General features: G+C 71.1%; 18 protein-coding genes. 10 read left to right on the top strand and 8 right to left on the bottom strand.

Translation table 11 applies throughout. The features are described 5' to 3' along the window. Positions 1 to 122 precede the first annotated feature (122 nt). Entirely contained in the window at positions 123 to 1,019 is an 897-nt protein-coding gene (locus NKI68_RS06995; protein WP_254545991.1) for an isoaspartyl peptidase/L-asparaginase, read from the top strand. 44 nt (positions 1,020 to 1,063) lie between these two features. Here the strand turns inward: NKI68_RS06995 and NKI68_RS06990 are convergent, their stop codons facing one another. The 4 genes from NKI68_RS06990 to NKI68_RS06975 form a co-directional block, all read right to left on the bottom strand. Then, a complete protein-coding gene (locus tag NKI68_RS06990; RefSeq protein WP_254545990.1) occupies positions 1,064 to 1,927 on the bottom strand; it encodes a universal stress protein in 864 nt (287 codons plus the stop codon). 52 nt (positions 1,928 to 1,979) lie between these two features. Beyond that, the gene (locus tag NKI68_RS06985; protein WP_254545989.1) at positions 1,980 to 2,132 is read right to left on the bottom strand and encodes a hypothetical protein; all 153 of its coding nucleotides are present in this window, start codon (positions 2,130 to 2,132) and stop codon (positions 1,980 to 1,982) included. After that, a complete protein-coding gene (gene ppk1, locus NKI68_RS06980; protein ID WP_254545988.1) occupies positions 2,129 to 4,450 on the bottom strand; it encodes a polyphosphate kinase 1 in 2,322 nt (773 codons plus the stop codon). The genes NKI68_RS06985 and ppk1 overlap by 4 nt, the downstream gene beginning before the upstream one ends. A 64-nt stretch (positions 4,451 to 4,514) precedes the next feature. Continuing rightward, positions 4,515 to 5,333 carry a metallophosphoesterase gene (locus NKI68_RS06975; protein ID WP_254545987.1) on the bottom strand — a complete coding sequence of 273 codons (819 nt, stop codon included), beginning with the start codon at positions 5,331 to 5,333 and terminating at the stop codon, positions 4,515 to 4,517. 126 nt (positions 5,334 to 5,459) lie between these two features. Here NKI68_RS06975 and map point away from each other — a divergent pair, with 126 nt between their 5' ends. Then, positions 5,460 to 6,356: a type II methionyl aminopeptidase gene (gene map, locus NKI68_RS06970; protein ID WP_254545986.1), complete on the top strand. Its 897-nt coding sequence runs from the start codon at positions 5,460 to 5,462 to the stop codon at positions 6,354 to 6,356. Positions 6,357 to 6,445: 89 nt separating this feature from the next. Continuing rightward, entirely contained in the window at positions 6,446 to 6,601 is a 156-nt protein-coding gene (locus NKI68_RS06965; protein WP_254545985.1) for a twin-arginine translocation signal domain-containing protein, read from the top strand. Positions 6,602 to 6,765: 164 nt separating this feature from the next. On the opposite strand, the gene NKI68_RS06960 is transcribed toward NKI68_RS06965, so the two are convergent. Continuing rightward, positions 6,766 to 6,966, bottom strand: a complete 201-nt coding sequence (locus NKI68_RS06960; RefSeq protein WP_254545984.1) for a DUF7835 family putative zinc beta-ribbon protein — start codon at positions 6,964 to 6,966, stop codon at positions 6,766 to 6,768. 247 nt (positions 6,967 to 7,213) lie between these two features. Here NKI68_RS06960 and NKI68_RS06955 point away from each other — a divergent pair, with 247 nt between their 5' ends. From NKI68_RS06955 to bioD, 6 genes are all read left to right on the top strand, one after another. Next, positions 7,214 to 7,753: an HIT family protein gene (locus tag NKI68_RS06955; RefSeq protein WP_254545983.1), complete on the top strand. Its 540-nt coding sequence runs from the start codon at positions 7,214 to 7,216 to the stop codon at positions 7,751 to 7,753. An 81-nt stretch (positions 7,754 to 7,834) separates the two neighbouring features. Further along, positions 7,835 to 8,770 (top strand): cation diffusion facilitator family transporter, encoded by a 936-nt coding sequence (locus tag NKI68_RS06950; protein WP_254545982.1) that lies wholly within the window; start codon positions 7,835 to 7,837, stop codon positions 8,768 to 8,770. Positions 8,771 to 8,883: 113 nt separating this feature from the next. Next, positions 8,884 to 9,996 (top strand): biotin synthase BioB, encoded by a 1,113-nt coding sequence (gene bioB, locus NKI68_RS06945; RefSeq protein WP_254545981.1) that lies wholly within the window; start codon positions 8,884 to 8,886, stop codon positions 9,994 to 9,996. A gap of 148 nt (positions 9,997 to 10,144) precedes the next feature. Then, positions 10,145 to 11,173, top strand: coding sequence for a (S)-8-amino-7-oxononanoate synthase BioU (gene bioU / locus NKI68_RS06940; RefSeq protein ID WP_254545980.1), 1,029 nt, complete (start codon positions 10,145 to 10,147; stop codon positions 11,171 to 11,173). A gap of 5 nt (positions 11,174 to 11,178) precedes the next feature. Next, the gene (locus tag NKI68_RS06935) at positions 11,179 to 12,438 is read left to right on the top strand and encodes an aminotransferase class I/II-fold pyridoxal phosphate-dependent enzyme (RefSeq protein WP_254545979.1); all 1,260 of its coding nucleotides are present in this window, start codon (positions 11,179 to 11,181) and stop codon (positions 12,436 to 12,438) included. Then, the gene (bioD, locus tag NKI68_RS06930; RefSeq protein ID WP_254545978.1) at positions 12,435 to 13,112 is read left to right on the top strand and encodes a dethiobiotin synthase; all 678 of its coding nucleotides are present in this window, start codon (positions 12,435 to 12,437) and stop codon (positions 13,110 to 13,112) included. The genes NKI68_RS06935 and bioD overlap by 4 nt, the downstream gene beginning before the upstream one ends. Positions 13,113 to 13,153: 41 nt before the next feature. Here the strand turns inward: bioD and NKI68_RS06925 are convergent, their stop codons facing one another. The 3 genes from NKI68_RS06925 to deoC form a co-directional block, all read right to left on the bottom strand. After that, on the bottom strand, positions 13,154 to 14,404 hold the full coding sequence (locus tag NKI68_RS06925) for a tRNA (N(6)-L-threonylcarbamoyladenosine(37)-C(2))-methylthiotransferase (protein WP_254545977.1): 1,251 nt from the start codon (positions 14,402 to 14,404) through the stop codon (positions 13,154 to 13,156). A gap of 63 nt (positions 14,405 to 14,467) precedes the next feature. Beyond that, complete coding sequence (locus NKI68_RS06920) at positions 14,468 to 15,595, bottom strand: AI-2E family transporter (RefSeq protein ID WP_254545976.1); 1,128 nt, start codon at positions 15,593 to 15,595, stop codon at positions 14,468 to 14,470. 184 nt (positions 15,596 to 15,779) lie between these two features. Beyond that, positions 15,780 to 16,418: a deoxyribose-phosphate aldolase gene (deoC, locus tag NKI68_RS06915; protein WP_254545975.1), complete on the bottom strand. Its 639-nt coding sequence runs from the start codon at positions 16,416 to 16,418 to the stop codon at positions 15,780 to 15,782. A 73-nt stretch (positions 16,419 to 16,491) separates the two neighbouring features. Here deoC and NKI68_RS06910 point away from each other — a divergent pair, with 73 nt between their 5' ends. Beyond that, positions 16,492 to 17,409, top strand: coding sequence for a DUF63 family protein (locus NKI68_RS06910; protein ID WP_254545974.1), 918 nt, complete (start codon positions 16,492 to 16,494; stop codon positions 17,407 to 17,409). Positions 17,410 to 17,451 lie beyond the last annotated feature (42 nt).

Genomic DNA, 17,451 nt, shown 5'->3' with positions numbered 1-17,451 from the left:
AACGCGCGACCGGGGTCGCGCATACGTCTCGCAGATCACGTCAGCCGTACCGTTGCGCGAGAGCCGACGCGACGGCCGACGGTATAGAAGCACTATTCCCGGCCCGTGACACACCTCCGCCCATGTACGTCATCGCGCACGGCGGGGCCGGCGGGGCCGTCGAGGAACCGGAGCGGCGGCAGGCCACGCTCGACGAGGCGACGGCGGCGGGTGCGACGGCGGCGACGCCGGTGGACGCGGTCGTCGCGACCGTCCGCGTTCTCGAGTCCTCGCCGCGGTTCAACGCGGGGGTCGGCGGCGCGATCCAGTCCGACGGCGTCGTCCGCACCGACGCGGGGATCATGACCGACGACCGTCTGGTCGGGGCGGCCTGCTCGATGCCCGGCGTCGAGCGCGCCTGCGAGGTCGCGCGGATCGTCATGGAGGAGACCCCGCACGTCTGCGTCTCGGGCGTCCACGCGGTCGACCTCGCGGCCGCCTTCGGGATCGAGACGGGCGTCGACCTCCGGAGCGAGGACACCCGCGAGCGGTGGGCGGCCCTCGACCCGTCGCCGCCCGCCCGCGACGACCCGCGGGGGCAACTCGACTGGCTCGTCGGCGAGTTCGGCGGGAGCGCGGCGACCGGCGACGACGCCCGACCGGAGGACTACGACACGGTGGGCGCGGTCGCCACCAACGGCGAGACGCTCGCGACGTGCACCTCCACCGGCGGACGGTGGGCGGCGCTCGCCGGGCGGGTCGGCGACGTGCCGCAGGTCGGATCGGGCTTCTTCGCCACGCACGCGGGCGGCGCGAGCGCGACGGGCGCGGGCGAGGACATCGTCCGCGTGACGCTCGCCCGGCGCGCGGTGGACCACCTCGAACTCGGCCGCGACCCGGGGACGGCCGCCGAACTCGCGATCGAGGAGTTCGAGGACATCACGGGGAGCGAGGCGGGCGTCGTCGTCATGGACCGCGACGGGGCTTCGGGAAGCGCGTTCAACTCCGACGGGATGCAGACGAGCGTCGCCGGCGAGTAGCCGTCGGTCGACCGCTCGGACGGTCGAATCGTGCCGAGGATCGATCACCCGGACGGGACGATCAGCACCGGCACCTCGACGGTGCGGAGGACTCGGTCGGCGACGCTCCCGAGGAGTTGCCACGCGAGGTTCGACTCCCCCTCGGAACTCATGACGACGAGGTCGACGTCGTTCGCGTCCGCGTACTCGAGGATGCCGACGTGGGGCGCGCCCCGAACGACCGCCGTGCGGGGCTCCGCGTCCGGGTCCGTCTCGCGCACGCGCTCCGCGAGGCGGTCGACCTTCTCCCGTCCCCGCTCCTCGAGTCGCTCGACGAACGCGGCGTCCACGCCCCCGGCGTTGAAGAGTCCCCCCTCCCGCTGCACGTCCACGACGTTGAGGAGGTGGAGCGTCGCGCCGTAGCGCCGCGCGAGGTCGGCCCCGTACGGCGCGGCGCGCTCTGCGATCCCGCTCCCGTCCGTCGGGACGAGGACGTTCTCGTACCCCCCGGCGTCCGCGTCGCCGCCCACGGTGAGCACCGGGGCGTCGCTGCCCCGGAGCACCGGCTCGGTGACGCTCCCGAGCAGGCGCTCGCCCAGTCCGGTCCGCCCGCGTCGCCCCATCGCGACGAGGTCGATCCCGCGCTCGTTCACGTGATCGACGACGACCCTGTGGGGCCGTCCCTCGACCAGGTGCGTCTCGACCGGTACGCCCGACCCCTCGGCCATCCCGACCACCTCCGCTACGATCTCGGCTCCGCGCTCCTCTCGATGGCGTCGCGCAGCCTCCTCCTCCCGCATCCGGGACGGTTCGATCGCACACAGCACGTCCACTGCCGCGTCGTACGTCTCCGCGAGTTCGAGTCCGGCCGCCGCCGCTCGCTTCGCGGGGTCGCTTCCGTCCACGGGCAGGAGGATTCGATCGAACATGGTGATACCTATCGATTCGTCGTGCGGCGGGTAAGCCGTTGCGGCGCTCCCGTCACTCGGACGTCCCCCGGGTCGACCGTCCCTCTGCGCGTCGCCGCTTCCCTCCCTCCCGAACGACGCCCTCGACGAGGATCGGATCGAAGCGCCGATCCGCCGCCAGCGAGACGGCGGGGTCGCGTTCGTCGTCGGCCGGCGAGTCGGTCACTCGCGCTCTCCCTCGTGCACGCCCGCGAGCGATCCCTCGTGGCCGACGCCGTCGGCGGCACCGTCGGACTCCGTCGCTCGCGCTCGCGCGCGACGCATCAGCACCTCGTGGGTGCTCCGCACCTCCTCGCCGTCGTCGGGGCGGCGTTGTTCGTACGTGCCGTCGGAGTTCATCGCCCAGCGCTTGCGGTTGTCCGCGAGCATCGCGTCGAGGACGTCCCGCAGTTCGCACTGGAGGTCGGGCGTGTCGACCGGCGTGACGGCCTCGACCCGGCGGTCGAGGTTCCGCGTCATCCAGTCGGCGCTCCCGACGTAGTACTGCGGCTCTGCGTGCTCGAAGTAGAATATCCGGGAGTGTTCGAGGAACCGCCCGACGACGCTGTGCACGCGCACCGTCTCGCTCACGTCGGGGAGGCCGGGGCGGAGGCGACAGATCCCACGGACGATCAGGTCGATCCGCGCGCCGGCCATCGACGCCCGGTAGAGTTCCTCGACGATCCCCGGGTCCTCGAGCGCGTTCATCTTCGCGACGATCCGACCGTCCTCGCCGTGGGCCGCCTCCTCCCGGATGCGGTCGACGAACTGGCGGCGCATGTTGACGGGTGCGACCAGCAACTCGCGGTACTCCTTCTGGAGCGAGTGGCCGGTGAAGAAGTTGAACAGTCGGGTGAGGTCCTGGCCGACGTCGTGGTCGGCGCTGAGCACGCCGAGGTCGACGTACGTCTTCGCCGTCTCGGAGTGGTAGTTGCCGGTGCCGACGTGCGAGTAGAGGCGGACGCCGTCGGCCTCCTCGCGGACGACGAGCGCCACCTTCGAGTGGGTCTTGTAGCCGACCGTCCCGTAGGCGACGTGGATGCCCTCCTCCTCGAGGCGGCGGACCCAGCGGAGGTTGTTCTCCTCGTCGAAGCGCGCCTTCAGTTCGACCATCACCGCGACCTGCTTGCCGTTCTGGGCCGCCTCGATCAGGCTCTCGATCACCTTCGAGTCGTGCGCCGTGCGGTAGATGGCCGCCTTGATGGCGAGCACGTCCGGGTCGTGGGCCGCCTCGCTCAGGAACCGCTGGGTGGTCTCCTCGAAGGAGTGATACGGGTGGTGTGCGAGCAGGTCGCCCCGGCGGATCTCGGCGAAGACGTCGCGCTCCTCGCCCGCGAGCCGGTGGTGGGGCTGTGGCGTCCACGGGTCGAGCTTCAGGTCGGGTCGATCGAGGTCGCAGAGCGCCGCGAAGTCGCGGAAGTCGAGCGGTCCCGCCCGCTCGAACACCTCCCGCTCGTCGAGGTCGAGCTGCTCGACGAGCAGTTCCCGAACCGGCGCGGGCATGTCCGACTCGACCTCCAGTCGCACCACCGTCGCGAACCGGCGCTCGCGGAGGACGCCCTCGATCATCTCGATCAGTCCCTCCGCGACCTCCTCGTTGCGGCGCACCTCGGCGTTGCGCGTCACGCGGAAGACCGAGCGATCGAGCACCTCGACGTCGGGAAAGAGCAGGTCGAGGTTCGCCGCGACGATCTGTTCGAGGGGGACGAACCGCGCCTCCTCGCCCTCTCCGTTCCTCCCCTCCTCCTCGTCTCCCACCCGCACGAGCCGCGGACGGTTCCCGGGGATCTTCACCCGCGAGAACCGCGGCTCGTCGTCGTCCTCGCCGCGGGTCAGCACCGCGAGCGACAGCGAGAGGTTCGAGATGAACGGGAAGGGGTGCGCCGGATCGAACGTCAACGGGGTCAGCGTCGGCAGCACGGACGCCTCGAAGTACTCGCGCAGGTCGGCCCGCTCCGCGGGCGAGAGGTCGTCGTGATCGAGGACGCGGACGCCAGCCGCCGCGAGCGCCGGCCTGATCTCCTCGCGGTAGCACTCGACCTGCCGCTCGAACAGCGGTCTGACGGTCTCGAGCACCTCGCCGAGTTGCTCCTCCGGGGTGCGACCGTCGGGGGAGCGTTCCGTGACGCCCGCCGCGATGAGCTGTTTCAGCCCGCCGACGCGCTTCATGAAGAACTCGTCGACGTTCCGCGTGACGATGGCGAGGAACTTCACCCGCTCCAGGAGCGGGTTGCGCTCGTCGAGCGCCTCGAACAGCACGCGCCGCTGGAACGCCAGTTCGCTCAGTTCGCGGTTGAGGTAGTACCGCGGGGCGTCGAGGTCCACGTCGGGGACCGGGGGGTCGTTCGGGTCGGGTCGGTCGCGCGCTACCGCCGCGGCGCGCTCCCCGCGGCCGTTCGCGGCGCGGGCCGTCTCGTCGTGGTCGGAAGCGTCGTCCGTCGTATCGTCGTCCGTCGTGTCGTCGTCCGTCGTGTCGTCGTCCGTCGTACCGTCGTTCTCTGGCATCGGTGGGGTGTCAGCGTCGGTGTGTCGTCGTCCGCGTCGGCGCGCGGCGTCGGTGGCGGTGGCGTCAGGGTCGATCCGCGGTCCCCGCGTCCGTCGCGCCCGGGTTCAGTATCTTCCGGTCGGCGCGCTCCCTGTACGTCTCGTGGGCGGGGACCGACAGGACCTCGCCGGTCGAGCAGTCGTAGGCCGTGAGAGAGCCGCCGTAGACGCACCCGGTGTCGAGCCCGACGGCCCACTCGCTCACCACCGGCGCGTCGAGGACCGTGTGGCCGAAGAACACCCGCGGCGGTCCGCGGTAGGTTTCGAACCAGAACGGCCCGTCGTAGCCGTTCCCGGGGGGGATGGCGCGGGTCGTCTCCAGGTCGTCGATCGTGTGCTCTACCAGGGGCCGCCGGGGGTCGAGTCCGCCGTGGACGACCATCGCGCCGTCCCACGAGAGGGCCACCGGGAGAGACTCGATGTACTCGGCGACGGGCGCGAGCGCGGGGCACTCCACGCGGTCGTCGACGTACTTCTGTTCGTTGTTCCCGCGCACGGCGCGCATGTTCGGACTGTCCCTGACGAGTTCGACGACGGCGCGGCTGGCGGGACCCTTCCTGATGAGGTCGCCGACGAAGACGAGCAGGTCGTCCTCGCCCGGATCGAGGCGGTCCAGGAGATCGAGCAGTTCGTCGTGACAGCCGTGAACGTCGCCGACGACGGCGATGCGCTCCCAGTCGGCCGCGTCGATGCGCTCGTGGTGCGCGGCGAGGTCGGGAGAGAGCGGGGGGAGGTCCGCCGACCCGTCCGACGCTTCGCCGTCCACCGTCCCGCCGTCCACCGTCCCGCCGTCCGACCGGCCCCGCGGCGGCGCGACCCGCCGTGGACGCGACGTGTTCGACATGTGCCGATCCGTTCGACGCGGCCGAATAAGCCGTTGCTATGACCGTTCAGTATCGCTCAATAGGTCTCACGAGATCTCCTGGCGGGCAACACAAGCCCTATCCCTCGTTCCCGCGAGTGCCCGAGTATGAGCGACGTCGACCTCACGTCGGAACAGTACGAGAAACACCGCGAGGCGGGGCGGATCCTCGCGCGGGTCCGCGACGAGGCCGCAGAGCGCGTCGAGGTGGGCGCGAGTCACCTCGACGTGGCCGAGCGCGCGGAGGAGCGCATCCGCGAACTCGGCGGCGAACCGGCCTTCCCGGTGAACATCTCGATCGACCACGAGGCGGCACACGCCACGCCGGGTATCGACGACGAGGCGACGTTCGGCGAGGAGATGGTCAACCTCGACATCGGCGTGCACGTCGACGGCTGGCTGGCCGACACCGCGATCACGGTCGACCTCTCGGGGCACGCCGACCTCGCCGAGGCTAGCGCCGAGGCGCTCGACGCCGCCCTCGACGTCGTCGAACCCGGCGTCCGGACGGGTGAGATCGGCGCGGAGATCGAGTCCGTCATCGACGGGTACGGCTACAACCCCGTCGTCAACCTCACCGGACACGGCCTGGGCCACTGGCAACAGCACGTCCCGCCGAACATCCCCAACCGGGCGGTCGAATCCGGGGTCGAACTGGACGTCGGCGACGTCGTCGCCATCGAACCGTTCGCCACGGACGGCAGCGGCAAGGTCGGCGAGGGGCCGACGGAGGAGATCTTCGCGCTCGAGCGCGAGCGGTCCGTCCGGAACCGCCAGGCCCGCCAGGCGCTCGAACAGATCACCGAGGAGTTCCGGACGCTCCCGTTCGCCACCCGCTGGCTCGACGTCGACCGCGCCGAGATGGCGGTCCGGCGGCTGAAACAGCAGGGCGTCCTCCACGGCTACCCCGTCCTCCAGGAGGCCGAGGGGACGCTCGTCAGCCAGAAGGAGCACACGATCGTCGTCACCGACGACGGGTGCGAAGTGACGACGCGCTCGCGGTAGCCGATTCCGTCCGTCAGACCGCCCCGCCGACCCTGTATTTACAGCCCGTCACCTCAATCGGCTCGCGACCCTCCTCCCGACGTCCTCTCATGAACCGACGACGATTCGTCGCGACGGCCGGCGCGGCGGTCGCGAGCCTCACGCTCGCCGGTTGCACCGAGTACGGGACGGACAACCCCGGTGCCCCGTCGGGCGACGATCCCGACGACGGGTCGGAGAGCGGCGACTCCTCGAACGAGTCGTGACGAGCGCGGAGGCCGGGCGTAGCCCGGTGGGGGACGGGTCGGGGACGATAAACCGTCGGTACGGGCGGCGTCGGGGGTACCGAAGAAACAGCGACCGATGGGGGCCGGACGCGACAGGGGGATGCGGACCGGCGTGGTTTCACGCGCCGCCCGCTCGGCGTGACCTACGCGTTGTTCATGCGCAGCGCCGTCTCCGCCCCGCAGATGCGGCACGTGCTGACGCGATAGGGCTCGCGGGAGAACTGCGCGTTCTCGGACTTCTGGCTCTCCGTGCGTATCTCGAGGCGTACCGAATGGGGCGTCTCACGGCCGCAGTCGGCGCAGCCTTCGAGCATATCGTTCGACTGGTTGCGTGTTGCTGCCATCGCCCCGGCCTACTCCGGACGGGGGTATAAAAACCGATTTTCGTTGGGGGTTGTTTACGGTAAAAACGACAGACGGCAACGGAGTCGGTGAACGACGGCCTGAGAGAGTACGAAACCGTTCACGATTGTTGCTCAGACTGTTTCGGGCCGTTTCATCAGCCTCCGAGCCAATATATTTAAGACGGGGTCGGAACCGCTGAAGGCCCCGAATCCGCACGTTTTACGCACCCGCGTCCGTCCTCGAACTATGGAGCAACTGGTCGCCCCCTGGCGCATCGAGTGGGTCGAACGGGACCGGTCCGACGACGTCGACGGCTGCGTGTTCTGCGAACTGCCGGAGCGAACGAACGACCGACGAAACCGCATCGTCGCCCGGTCGGAGCACGCCTACGTGCTCCTCAACAACTACCCCTACAACCCCGGGCACGCGATGGTCATCCCCTACCGACACACCGGCGACTACCGCGACCTCGACGACCGGGAACTGCTCGACCACGCCCGCCTGAAGCAGGCGACGTTCGACGCCCTGGAGGCCGCGCTCGGGCCGGATGCCTTCAACGCCGGACTGAACCTCGGCGGCCCCGCGGGCGGCTCCATCACCGACCACCTGCACACCCACGTCGTCCCCCGGTGGGGCGGCGACACCAACTTCATGCCCGTGATCGCCGACACGAAGGTGATCGTCGAGGCCATCGACGAGACGTACGACCGTCTCCACGAGGCGTTCGCGGCGCGGGAAGGGGCGACCGTCGACGAGGACGGTGCCGTGCGCGTCGATGACGCATAAACGGGGGTTTCGACGCATCTAAAGCCCGGATTCGACGGATAAACGCGAAGCGACTTTACGGTCAGGTTCCAAGGGAGGGGTATGGACCGCGTCGCCGCCCTCCGCCGCGTCGGCCTCGTCGTTCTCGGGGTCAACCTGCTGCTCGCGCTCGCCAAGGGCGGCGTCTACCTGTCCACGGGGAGCATCGCGGTCGGGAGCGAGGCGGTCAACAGCCTCGCCGACGCGGTCTACAGCCTCGTCGTCGTCGCGGGGCTCTACCTCACGACGCAACCGCCCGACGAGGTCCACCCCCACGGCCACGAGCGCATCGAGCCGTTCGTCTCGCTGTTCGTCGCGCTCGGGGTCTTCGCCGCCGGCGGGGTCGTGCTCTGGCAGGCGCTGGAGGCCGCGCTCGCGGGCGGCGCGAGCGGGCACGACGGCCCCCTCGCGGCCGGCGTGCTCGCCGTCGGCGCGGTCGCCAAGTACCTCCTCTATCGCTACTGTCGCCGGATGGCGGCGACGTACAACTCGCCCGCGCTGGAGGCGACGGCGCTCGACAACCGCGCGGACATCCTCACCGCGGCGGCGGCGCTGGCCGGCGTCCTCGGCGCGGCCGCCGGGTTCGGCGTCCTCGATCCGCTCGCCGGCGCGGTCGTCGCCCTCGGCATCCTCTACACGGGCGTCGAGATCGTCCGCGACAACCTGAACTACCTCGTCGGGGCGGCCCCGTCGGACGAACTCCAGGCGGAGATCGTCGACCGGGCGCTGGCACACCCCGAAGTGCAGGGCGTTCACGACGTCGTCGCCCACTACGTCGGTCCCGAGGTGGACGTGAGCCTCCACATCGAGATCGAGGGCGAGCGCACCGTCTCCGAGGCCCACGACATCGAGACCGCCGTCGTGACGGCGATCCGTGACATCGACGAGGTCGACGACGTGTTCGTCCACCTCGACCCGAGGGAACTCGGCGAGTGGAAGGAGGAGGGCGGGGAGAACGGAGAGCGCGTCGACCTCGACGGGTCGACGGACGCCTCCTAAGTCCGCTTCGCTCGCGACGACCGCCGCGATCCCGTCCGTTCGTTCGAGAGTACGTCTGGTAGGAATCTCACCCACCCCTGGGTTTTATCACGCCGTCAACCGCTATTGAGTTCGTGGTTTACGAGACGGGAAATCGGACGATAGACGACGCGGTCGCGCGGGTGCTGGCCGGCGAGTCGCTCGACCGGACCGACGGGCTGGCGTTGCTGGCACAGCCGACCGACGACCTCGCGGCGGCGGCCGACGCCGTCCGCGCCCGGTTCGGCGACGGCACGGTCGACGCCTGTAGCATCGTGAACGCGAAGGCCGGCAACTGCGCGGAGGACTGCGGGTTCTGCGCGCAGTCGGTCCACTTCGACACCGGTATCGACACGTACGACCTCCTCGACCCCGAGGCGATCCTCGACGCGGCCAGGCGGGCCGAGCGCGACGGCGCACAACGGTTCGGCATCGTCGTCGCCGAGAAGGGCGTCAGCAAGGAACGTCGGCCCGACGAGTGGGCGAAGGTGCTCGAAGCGATCCGCCTCGTGCGCGAGGAGACCGACGTGGCGGTCGACGCCAGCCTCGGCATCCTCACCGAGGAGGAGGCGCGGATCCTCGCCGCGGAGGGGGTCGGTCACTACAATCACAACATAGAGACCTCCCCGCGCTTCTTCCCGGAGGTCGTCGGGACCCACGCCTTCGAGGACCGGGTGGAGACGCTCGAACGCGCGAAGGCCGCGGGGATGGACCTCTGTGCGGGCGTCATCCTCGGGATGGGTGAGACGCCCACCGACCGCGTCGAGGCCGCCGTCGCGCTCCAGGAGGTGGGCGTCTCCTCGCTCCCGGTGAACGTGCTCGACCCCGTGGTTGGGACGCCGCTGGGTGATGCGCTCGGCGACTCGGCGGCCATCTCCACCGAGGAGATCGTCGAGACCGTCGCCGTCTACCGACTGCTCCACCCGCACGCGCGGGTGCGGCTCACGGGCGGGCGCGAGGTCAACCTCGACGAGGACGAACAGCACCTCCCCTTCCGGGCCGGTGCGGACGGCATCCTGACCGGCGACTACCTCACCACCGAGGGCCAGTCGCCCGGCGACGACATCCGCGTCGTCGAGCGGGCCGGGCTGTCGCCGAACACGGCCGTGAACGACTTCGACCCGGAGGCGGTCAAGGCCCGCTCGGCGGGCGACTGCAACGGGGAGGGGACGGCGGAGGTCGCGAGCGACGCGGGGCCGAGCGAGTGACCCGAAGTACCGCTCCCACGGCCACGACGACCACCGACGCCCGTCGACGTTCGTCGACGGGTACGGACCGGCGATACATCGACCGACGACACGCCGACCGACGACGCACCGACCGACGACGCACCGACCGACCACATTCGACACGACCATGAACGACGTTACATTCGCCGTACTCGGCACCGGCGGTATCGGCCGACGAACGCTCGCCGTCTCGGAGCACAGGGACGACCTCGTTCCCGTCGCGGCCTGCGACCGCGACGGCGTCGCGATCGACCACGACGGACTCGACGTGGACGAACTGCTGGCCGCGACGGAGGGTAACGTCGCCTCCGACGGCGGCGCGTCCGCGGTCGAGGAGGTGGGCGGGGGGACGGGCGTCGCGGCCTCGACGCAGGCCGTGCCGACCGACACGCCGATCGACGACGTCGTCGCCGAGAGCGACGCCATCGACGCGGTGCTGATCGCGCTCCCGAACCTCGAACACGACTTCGTCCCGCGGGTCGCAGATCGCTTCGTGGCGGCCGACTACTCGGGCGTCCTCGTCGACGTGCTCAAGCGCTCGCGGGTCATCGGGATGCTCGACGACCGCGCCGACGCGTTCGAGGAGCACGGCGTCACGTTCGTCTGCGGGGCGGGCGCGACGCCGGGCTTCCTGACGGGCGCGGCGGCGCTGGCCGCCCAGTCGTTCGTCGAGGTCGAGGCGGTCGAGATCTGGTGGGGCGTCGGCCTCGAATCGGGCTACGAGGACAACCGGGGGACGGTCCGAGAGGACGTCGCGCACCTCGACGGGTACGACGTCGAGACGATCCGCGGGATGAGCGACGACGAGATCGAGGCGATCGTCGACGAGCACGACGGCGTCCTCGAGTTCCGCGACATGGCGCACGCCGACGACGTCCTGCTGGAGCGGGCGGGGATCTGCGACGCCGAGGACGTCACCGTCGGCGGCATCCTCGACCTCACGTCTGACGAGAAGCCCACGACCACGACCGTGCGGGTGACGGGCACGACGTTCGACGGCGCGCGGGGGACGAACGTCTTCCGACTGGACGACGCCACGAGCATGGCGGCGAACGTCAACGGTCCCGCGCTGGGGTACCTGAAGGCGGCGGTCGGACGGAACCGGGCGGGCGAGTACGGCGTCTTCGGCCCGGCGGAGCTGATGCCGGAGTTCTGAGATCGATGGACCGAGCGACCGATCCCCCGCCGGGTGGGGCCGACGAGGAGCGACCGACGGGCGGGACGGCCCACGGCTTCGACCCGGCCGCTCGCCTCGCAGAGCGCGAGGCCCGCGACCTTCGGCGGGATCTCCAGCCGGTCGACCGCGTCGCGTCCCGCTCGCGGATGGCTCCGGACCCCAAGGGGTCCGCGCCGGAGTACGAGGAGGAGCGACTGATCTTCGCCGCGAACGACTACCTCGGGTTGGCCGCGGACGAGCGCACCCGACGCGCCGCGGCGGAGGCGGCGGAGGCGGTCGGCACCGGGGCGGGCGCGAGCCGATTACTCACGGGCGACACGGGCTGCCACCGCGCGCTGGAGCAGGATCTCGCGGGCGCGAAAGACGCCGAGCGCGCGCTCGTCTTCTCCTCGGGTTACGCGACGAACGTCGGGACGGTCGCGGCGCTCGGGCCGGACGTCGTCTTCTCGGACGAAGCCAACCACGCGAGCATCGTCGACGGCTGTCGGCTCTCGGGGGCGGAGACGGTCGTCTACGACCACTGCGACGCGGATGCGCTCGCCGACGCGCTCGCCCGTCGGGAGCGGGCGGAAGCCGACGGCGAGCGGTGGCTGGTCGTCACCGACTCCGTGTTCAGCATGGACGGGGACGTCGCACCCCTGCCGGACGTCTGCGACGTCGCGGAACGCCACGGCGCGTGGGTCATGGTCGACGAGGCGCACGCGACGGGGCTGTACGAGGACGGCGGCGGAATCGTCCAGCGGGAGGGACTCGCCGATCGCGTGCAGGTCCAGATGGGAACGCTCTCGAAGGCGCTCGCCAGTCAGGGCGGCTACGTCGCCGGGAGCGAGCCCCTGGTCGAACACCTGCTGAACGCGGCGCGTCCGTTCGTCTTCTCGACGGGGCTGGCCCCGCCGGCGGTCGGGGCGGCCCGGGAGGCGCTGCGCGTCGCTCGCTCGTCGGACCGCCGCGACCGGCTCTGGCGGAACGTCGAGCGCCTCCGCGAGGGGTTGACGTCGATGGGGTACGACGTCCGCGGGGAGACGCAGATCCTCCCCGTCGTCGTCGGCGAGCGCGCGGCCGCGCTGTCGCTCGGCGAGCGCCTCCGTGAACGCGGTATCGTCGCCCCGGCGATCCGCCCCCCGACGGTCCCCGACGGGACCAGTCGCGTTCGCGTCGCGCCCACGGCGACGCACACCGACGAGGAGATCGACCGCTGTCTCGCCGCGTTCGAGGCGGCGGGGCGCGCCGAGGGGCTGCTGTGAGTCCCCGCGGCCTCGCGGTCGTCGGGACCGACACCGGCGTCGGGAAGACGGTCGTCACGGCCGGCCTGGTCGGCTGGCTCCGCGAAACGGGCGTCGACGCCCGCGCGATCAAGCCGGTCCAGACGGGCTGTCCCCCCGACGACGACGCGGGGTTCGTCGCCGACGCCTGCGGCACCGGCGCGGCGGCGACCTGCGTCGAGCGGTTCGGCCCGCCGCTCGCCCCCGCCGTCGCGGCCGAGCGCGAGGGGAGGACGCTGTCGTACGCGGCCGTCAGGGACGGCTGCGAGCGCGCGCTCGCGGACGCCGAGGCCGGCGTCGTCGAGGGGATCGGCGGGTTGCGCGTACCGTTGACGGACGACCGCGAGGTCGTCGATCTCGTCGCCGACCTCCGTCTCCCGGCGGTCGTGGTCGCCCGATCCGGACTGGGGACGCTCAACCACACCGCGCTCACGGTCGAGGCGCTCGACCGGCGGGACGTCGAGGTACGTGCCGTCGTCCTCAACGAGTTCGAGGGCGCGACGGCGGCAGAGCGGACCAATCCCGCCGTCCTCGAACGGATGGTCGATACCGACGTCTCCACGCTCCCCCCGACCGACCTCGCGGACCCCCGGGCGGCGATCCCGCTCGTCCGCGAGCACCTCCCGCGGTCGATACTCGACCCCGCGCTCGCGTAGGCCAGTCCGCCCTCGTCGGGGCCGCGCGTTCGGCGCGAGCGTCAGATCGGTTCGCCGAAGCAGTAGACCGTCTCGGCGCTCGTGATCTCGACCTCGTGGAACTCTCCGGGTTCGATCCCGCGCTCCTCGGCGTCCGTGACGATCACCTGCCGGTAGGCCTCGTCGTAGCACTTCACCGAGTCGCCGGTCCCGGGTTCGACGACGAGCACCTCGTGGGTCTCCCCGACCATCTCCTCGTGGGCCTCGCCGACGAGGCGCATCTTCAGGTCGACCATCTCCTTCGACCGCTCCTTCTTGAGCGTCCCGCCGAGGCCCTTCATCTCCGCCGCGTCCGTGCCCGGGCGCTTCGAGAAGCGCGTGACGTTCACCTTCTCCGGGCGCACCCGCTCGAACAGCTCGAGGCTCTTTCTGTGGTCCGCGTCGGTCTCGGTCGGGAAGCCGACGATGAAGTCCGTCGAGAGCGTCCAGTGGTCGAGGTGCGCGTCGAACGTCTCCACGACCTCCACGAACTCGCGCACCTGGTGCTGGCGGCGCATGTCGCCCAGCACGTCGTTCGAACCGGACTGGACGGGGACGTGCAGGAAGTTGTAGAGCTTCTCGTTCTCGGCGAACACCCGGGCGAGTTCCTCGCGGATGCCGTGGACGCCCTTCGGGTTCGCCATCCCGACGCGCACGCGGAACTCGCCGTCGATGTCGCAGATGCGATCGAGGAGTTCGTGGAGCGTCCGCTCGCCCGCGTCCCAGCCGTAGACGCCGGTGTCCTGGCCGGTGACGCGGATCTCCTTCGCCCCGGCGTGGACGAGCGCGCGGGCCTTCGCCACGTTCTCCTCGATCGGCGGCGAGTCGATCCGCCCGGTCGCCTTCTTCGTGATGCAGTAGGAGCAATCGCTCATGCACCCCCGGGCGATGGGAAGGATGCCGACGACGCCGTCGAGGACGGGCTCCGAGTCTGGCGTCGGCGTCGGGCACTCGCCGTTGAGGACGGCCCCGGGAACGTCGTCCCAGTGGAGGACGCGCGCGTCGACGCCCGCCTCGCGGAACGCCTCGCCCTGCGCGAGCGCCATGCACCCGGTGACGATGAGGTCCGCCGTCTCCCGCTCCAGTTCCTCGGCCCGCCTGAGCATGTTGCGCTCGGTCTTCTCGACCACGGTGCAGGTGTTGAGGATCGCCACGTCCGCCTCCTCGACGCCCTCGGCCCGGTGGTGGCCGCCGTCCCTGAGCGCCTGCTCGATGACGCGGCTCTCACCCCGATTGGCGGTGCAGCCGTAGGTCTCGATGTGGTAGCGGGCCATGTCGTGTCTCCGTCCGGTGCTGGGGCGCGAGCGAGCAAAAGGCCGACGCTTCGCGGACACCGCCTAGTCCGACTCCCCGGCGTCGCCCTTGGGTTCGGAGCCCATCGCGCCGGCCGCGCGGACGGTCGGGGTGACCGGCTCCCCGTGGATCAGCTCGCTGAAGACGACGCGGACCACCTGGATCCCGAGGACCACCAGCAGCGGACCGAGGAAGAGCCCGTACCAGCCGAACAGGATCGTCCCGACGACGTAGGCGAACATCACGAGGCCGACGTGGGTCTTGCGCGCCGCCAGCTTCGGGAGCAGGAACGTGAGCGGGATCAGGTCGAGCGCGAGCAGCGCCACCGCGAACAGGGCCGCCGGGTAGATCACCAGCGACGGATCGATCCGGGCCGCCTTCCACCCCAGGTAGGCCGTCAGCGGGACGTACACCACCTTCCCGACCACGATAGGAATGAGACTTGCCACGCCGGTCAGCAGCGCGAGGACGGTCGGGAAGGGGACGACGAGGCTCGCGGGCGCGACGAGGTTGTACGCGTGGTACGTCACCAGCGAGAGCCCCGCGACGAGGAAGACGAGGAGCACGTTGCTGAAGTAGATGGTCTCGAGGTCGCGATCGACCGCCGTGGCGTAGGCGTAGGCGGTGGTCCCCGCGTCCCCGATCTCGGAGCGGAACCACCGCGCGATGCGGACGTCGTCCCTGAGCAGGAAGAACGCGAGCGTGACGGCGACGAACAGGTGCGTCACTCCCGTCAGCACTGGACCGACGAACGTCCCCCACGCCGAGAGCACCTGCGAGAGCGAGGGCGTCCCGGGGTTCCGGAGGAACCGCGACAGCGTCCGGAGGGGGTGGGACTTGAGCGACGAGACGTTCAGGTAGGGTTCGAGCACCGAGCCGTAGGTCCGCAACAGCGGCCCGAGTTCGCGCAGGCCGGCGACCCCGACGTAGGCCAGCAGCACCGCCACCGGCAGCGCGACCGCGAGCAGGGTCAGCGCCGCCGCCTCCCCCCTGGAGCCGACGATGGAGCGGAGCCGACGGCAGACCGGCCGCAGCCCGTAGTAGACGAACAGTCCGAGGACGACCGTCCCGATCAGGCTGAACACGGCGAACAGCAACAGCGCCGCCAGCGCGCCGGTCAGGAGCCACCACGCGACGCGCGAGCGGTCGGACGGCAGCGGCAGGCGCGACATGCCGGCGTCTACTCGACTCCGGGGCAAAAATTCGAGGGCTGCGAGCGCAACTCCGGACGATCTCGCGACGACCGCCCGCTTTCGGGTCCTGCGACGACCGTTCGCCGGCGCGGAGGACCGCGCCGATCACTGCCGCCGCGGGCCGCCGCGAGCTGTCGGTGGCGGCTCGCGCACTCGACGCCGTCTACTCCGCCGGATCCGCCGGGTAGCCCTCGACAATCTCGACGCCGCTCGACGCCCCGATGCGCGCCGCGCCCGCCTCGATCATCGCCATCGCCTCCTCGTAGCTCCCGACCCCGCCGCTCGCCTTGACGGGCAGGTACTCGGCCATGAGTTCGACGTCCGCGACGGTCGCGCCGCCGTCGGCGAAGCCCGTCGAGGTCTTCACCATCGCGGCGTCCGCGTCGCGGGCCGCCGCGCAGGCGCGGCGCTTCTCGTCGTCGGTGAGCAGCGCCGTCTCGACGATCACCTTCACCGGGAGGGGCGTGGCCGCCACCACCTCGGCGATCTCGTCGCGGACGGCCGCGTCGTCGCCCGCCTTCAGCCGCCCGACGTTGATCACGAGGTCGAGTTCGTCGGCACCGTCGCGCCAGGCGGTCTCGGCCTCGTCGCGCTTCGCGTCCGTGGCGTGCTGACCGTGCGGGAAGCCGATCACGGTGGCGACCGTCGCCTCCGCGTCCACCCCCGCGACGTAGCACGGCGGTATGCAGGCGTTCATCCCCCGCTCCTCGGCCTCGCGGACGACGCGCTCTGCGTCTGCGGGCGTCGTCTCCGGCCCGAGGACGGTGTGATCGATTCGCGCGGCGAACTCCTCGCGGTCCATACCCCTCCCCTCCGACCGGCGGTACAAAAACCGATTGTAAAGACTTTCGAGGCTTCGCCCCCGTCTCCCTCACATGCCACTGCCGGCGGGGTTCTCCGTCCCACCGCTACCGTATCTGCTGCTCGTCGCGGGTGCGGTCGCGCTCGCGCTGGCCGCGCTCGCGCTCGCTCGCCCCGCCGTCACGGAGGTCACGGTCGTCGCGTTCGCGCCGTGGATGGTCACGGGAGCGGGCCTCTACGCGCTGTATCAGGTGGCGGTGATCCCCGCCGTCCTCGCGCCCCTGTTCGGCTCCCCGACGGTCTACCTGACGACGTTCGCCGTCATGGCCTACGTCTGGGCGCTCGCGTCGCTGACGAACGACGACCCGCGATTCGGTACCGTCGCCCTCCTCGTCGCCGGCCTCGGAGCCATGAGCGCCGTCCTCGGCCTGTCGCTCGTCGTCGCGTTCGCGAACCCGCCGGCGCAACTCCTCTGGCCGACCGTCGGTCTCGTCCTCTCGGCCGTCGTCGCCGGGCTCGCCTGGATCGGACTCCGCGAAGTGCGCCCCGGCGCGGTGCGGACGACGGCCACCGCCGGCTTCCTCGGCGTCTTCGCGCACACTCTCGACGGCGTCTCGACGGCCGTCGGCATCGACGTGCTCGGCTTCGGCGAGCAGACGCCGCTCTCGCAGGCGATCATCGAGGTCGGCGCGGCCCTGCCGACCGAACCCTACGTCGGATCGGTCTGGCTGTTCGTCCTCGTGAAGGTCCTGCTCGGAACGTTCGTCGTCGCCGTGCTCGCCGACTACGTCCGGGAGGACCCGAGGTGGGGCTTCCTCCTGCTCGCGGGCGTCACCGCCGTCGGGCTCGGTCCCGGCGCGCACAACCTCGTCCTGTTCGCGATGGCCGATCCCGTCGCGCCGGCCGCGTCTGTGGTCTCCGTCACGTCCGTCGCTCCCGTTCCGTCCGCCGCGACCGCCGTCCCGCTCCCGTTCCCGCTCCTCGCGCCCTGATCCCGGGCCAGCAGGGTTTTGCCCCCGTCGTCCCTTTCCTCG

This window comes from Halomarina pelagica (assembly GCF_024228315.1).
In the GTDB taxonomy this organism is placed as follows: Archaea; Halobacteriota; Halobacteria; order Halobacteriales; family Haloarculaceae; genus Halomarina; species Halomarina pelagica.
Note: the sequence above shows the minus strand (reverse complement) of the source record. Positions and strands in the feature narration are given on the sequence as shown.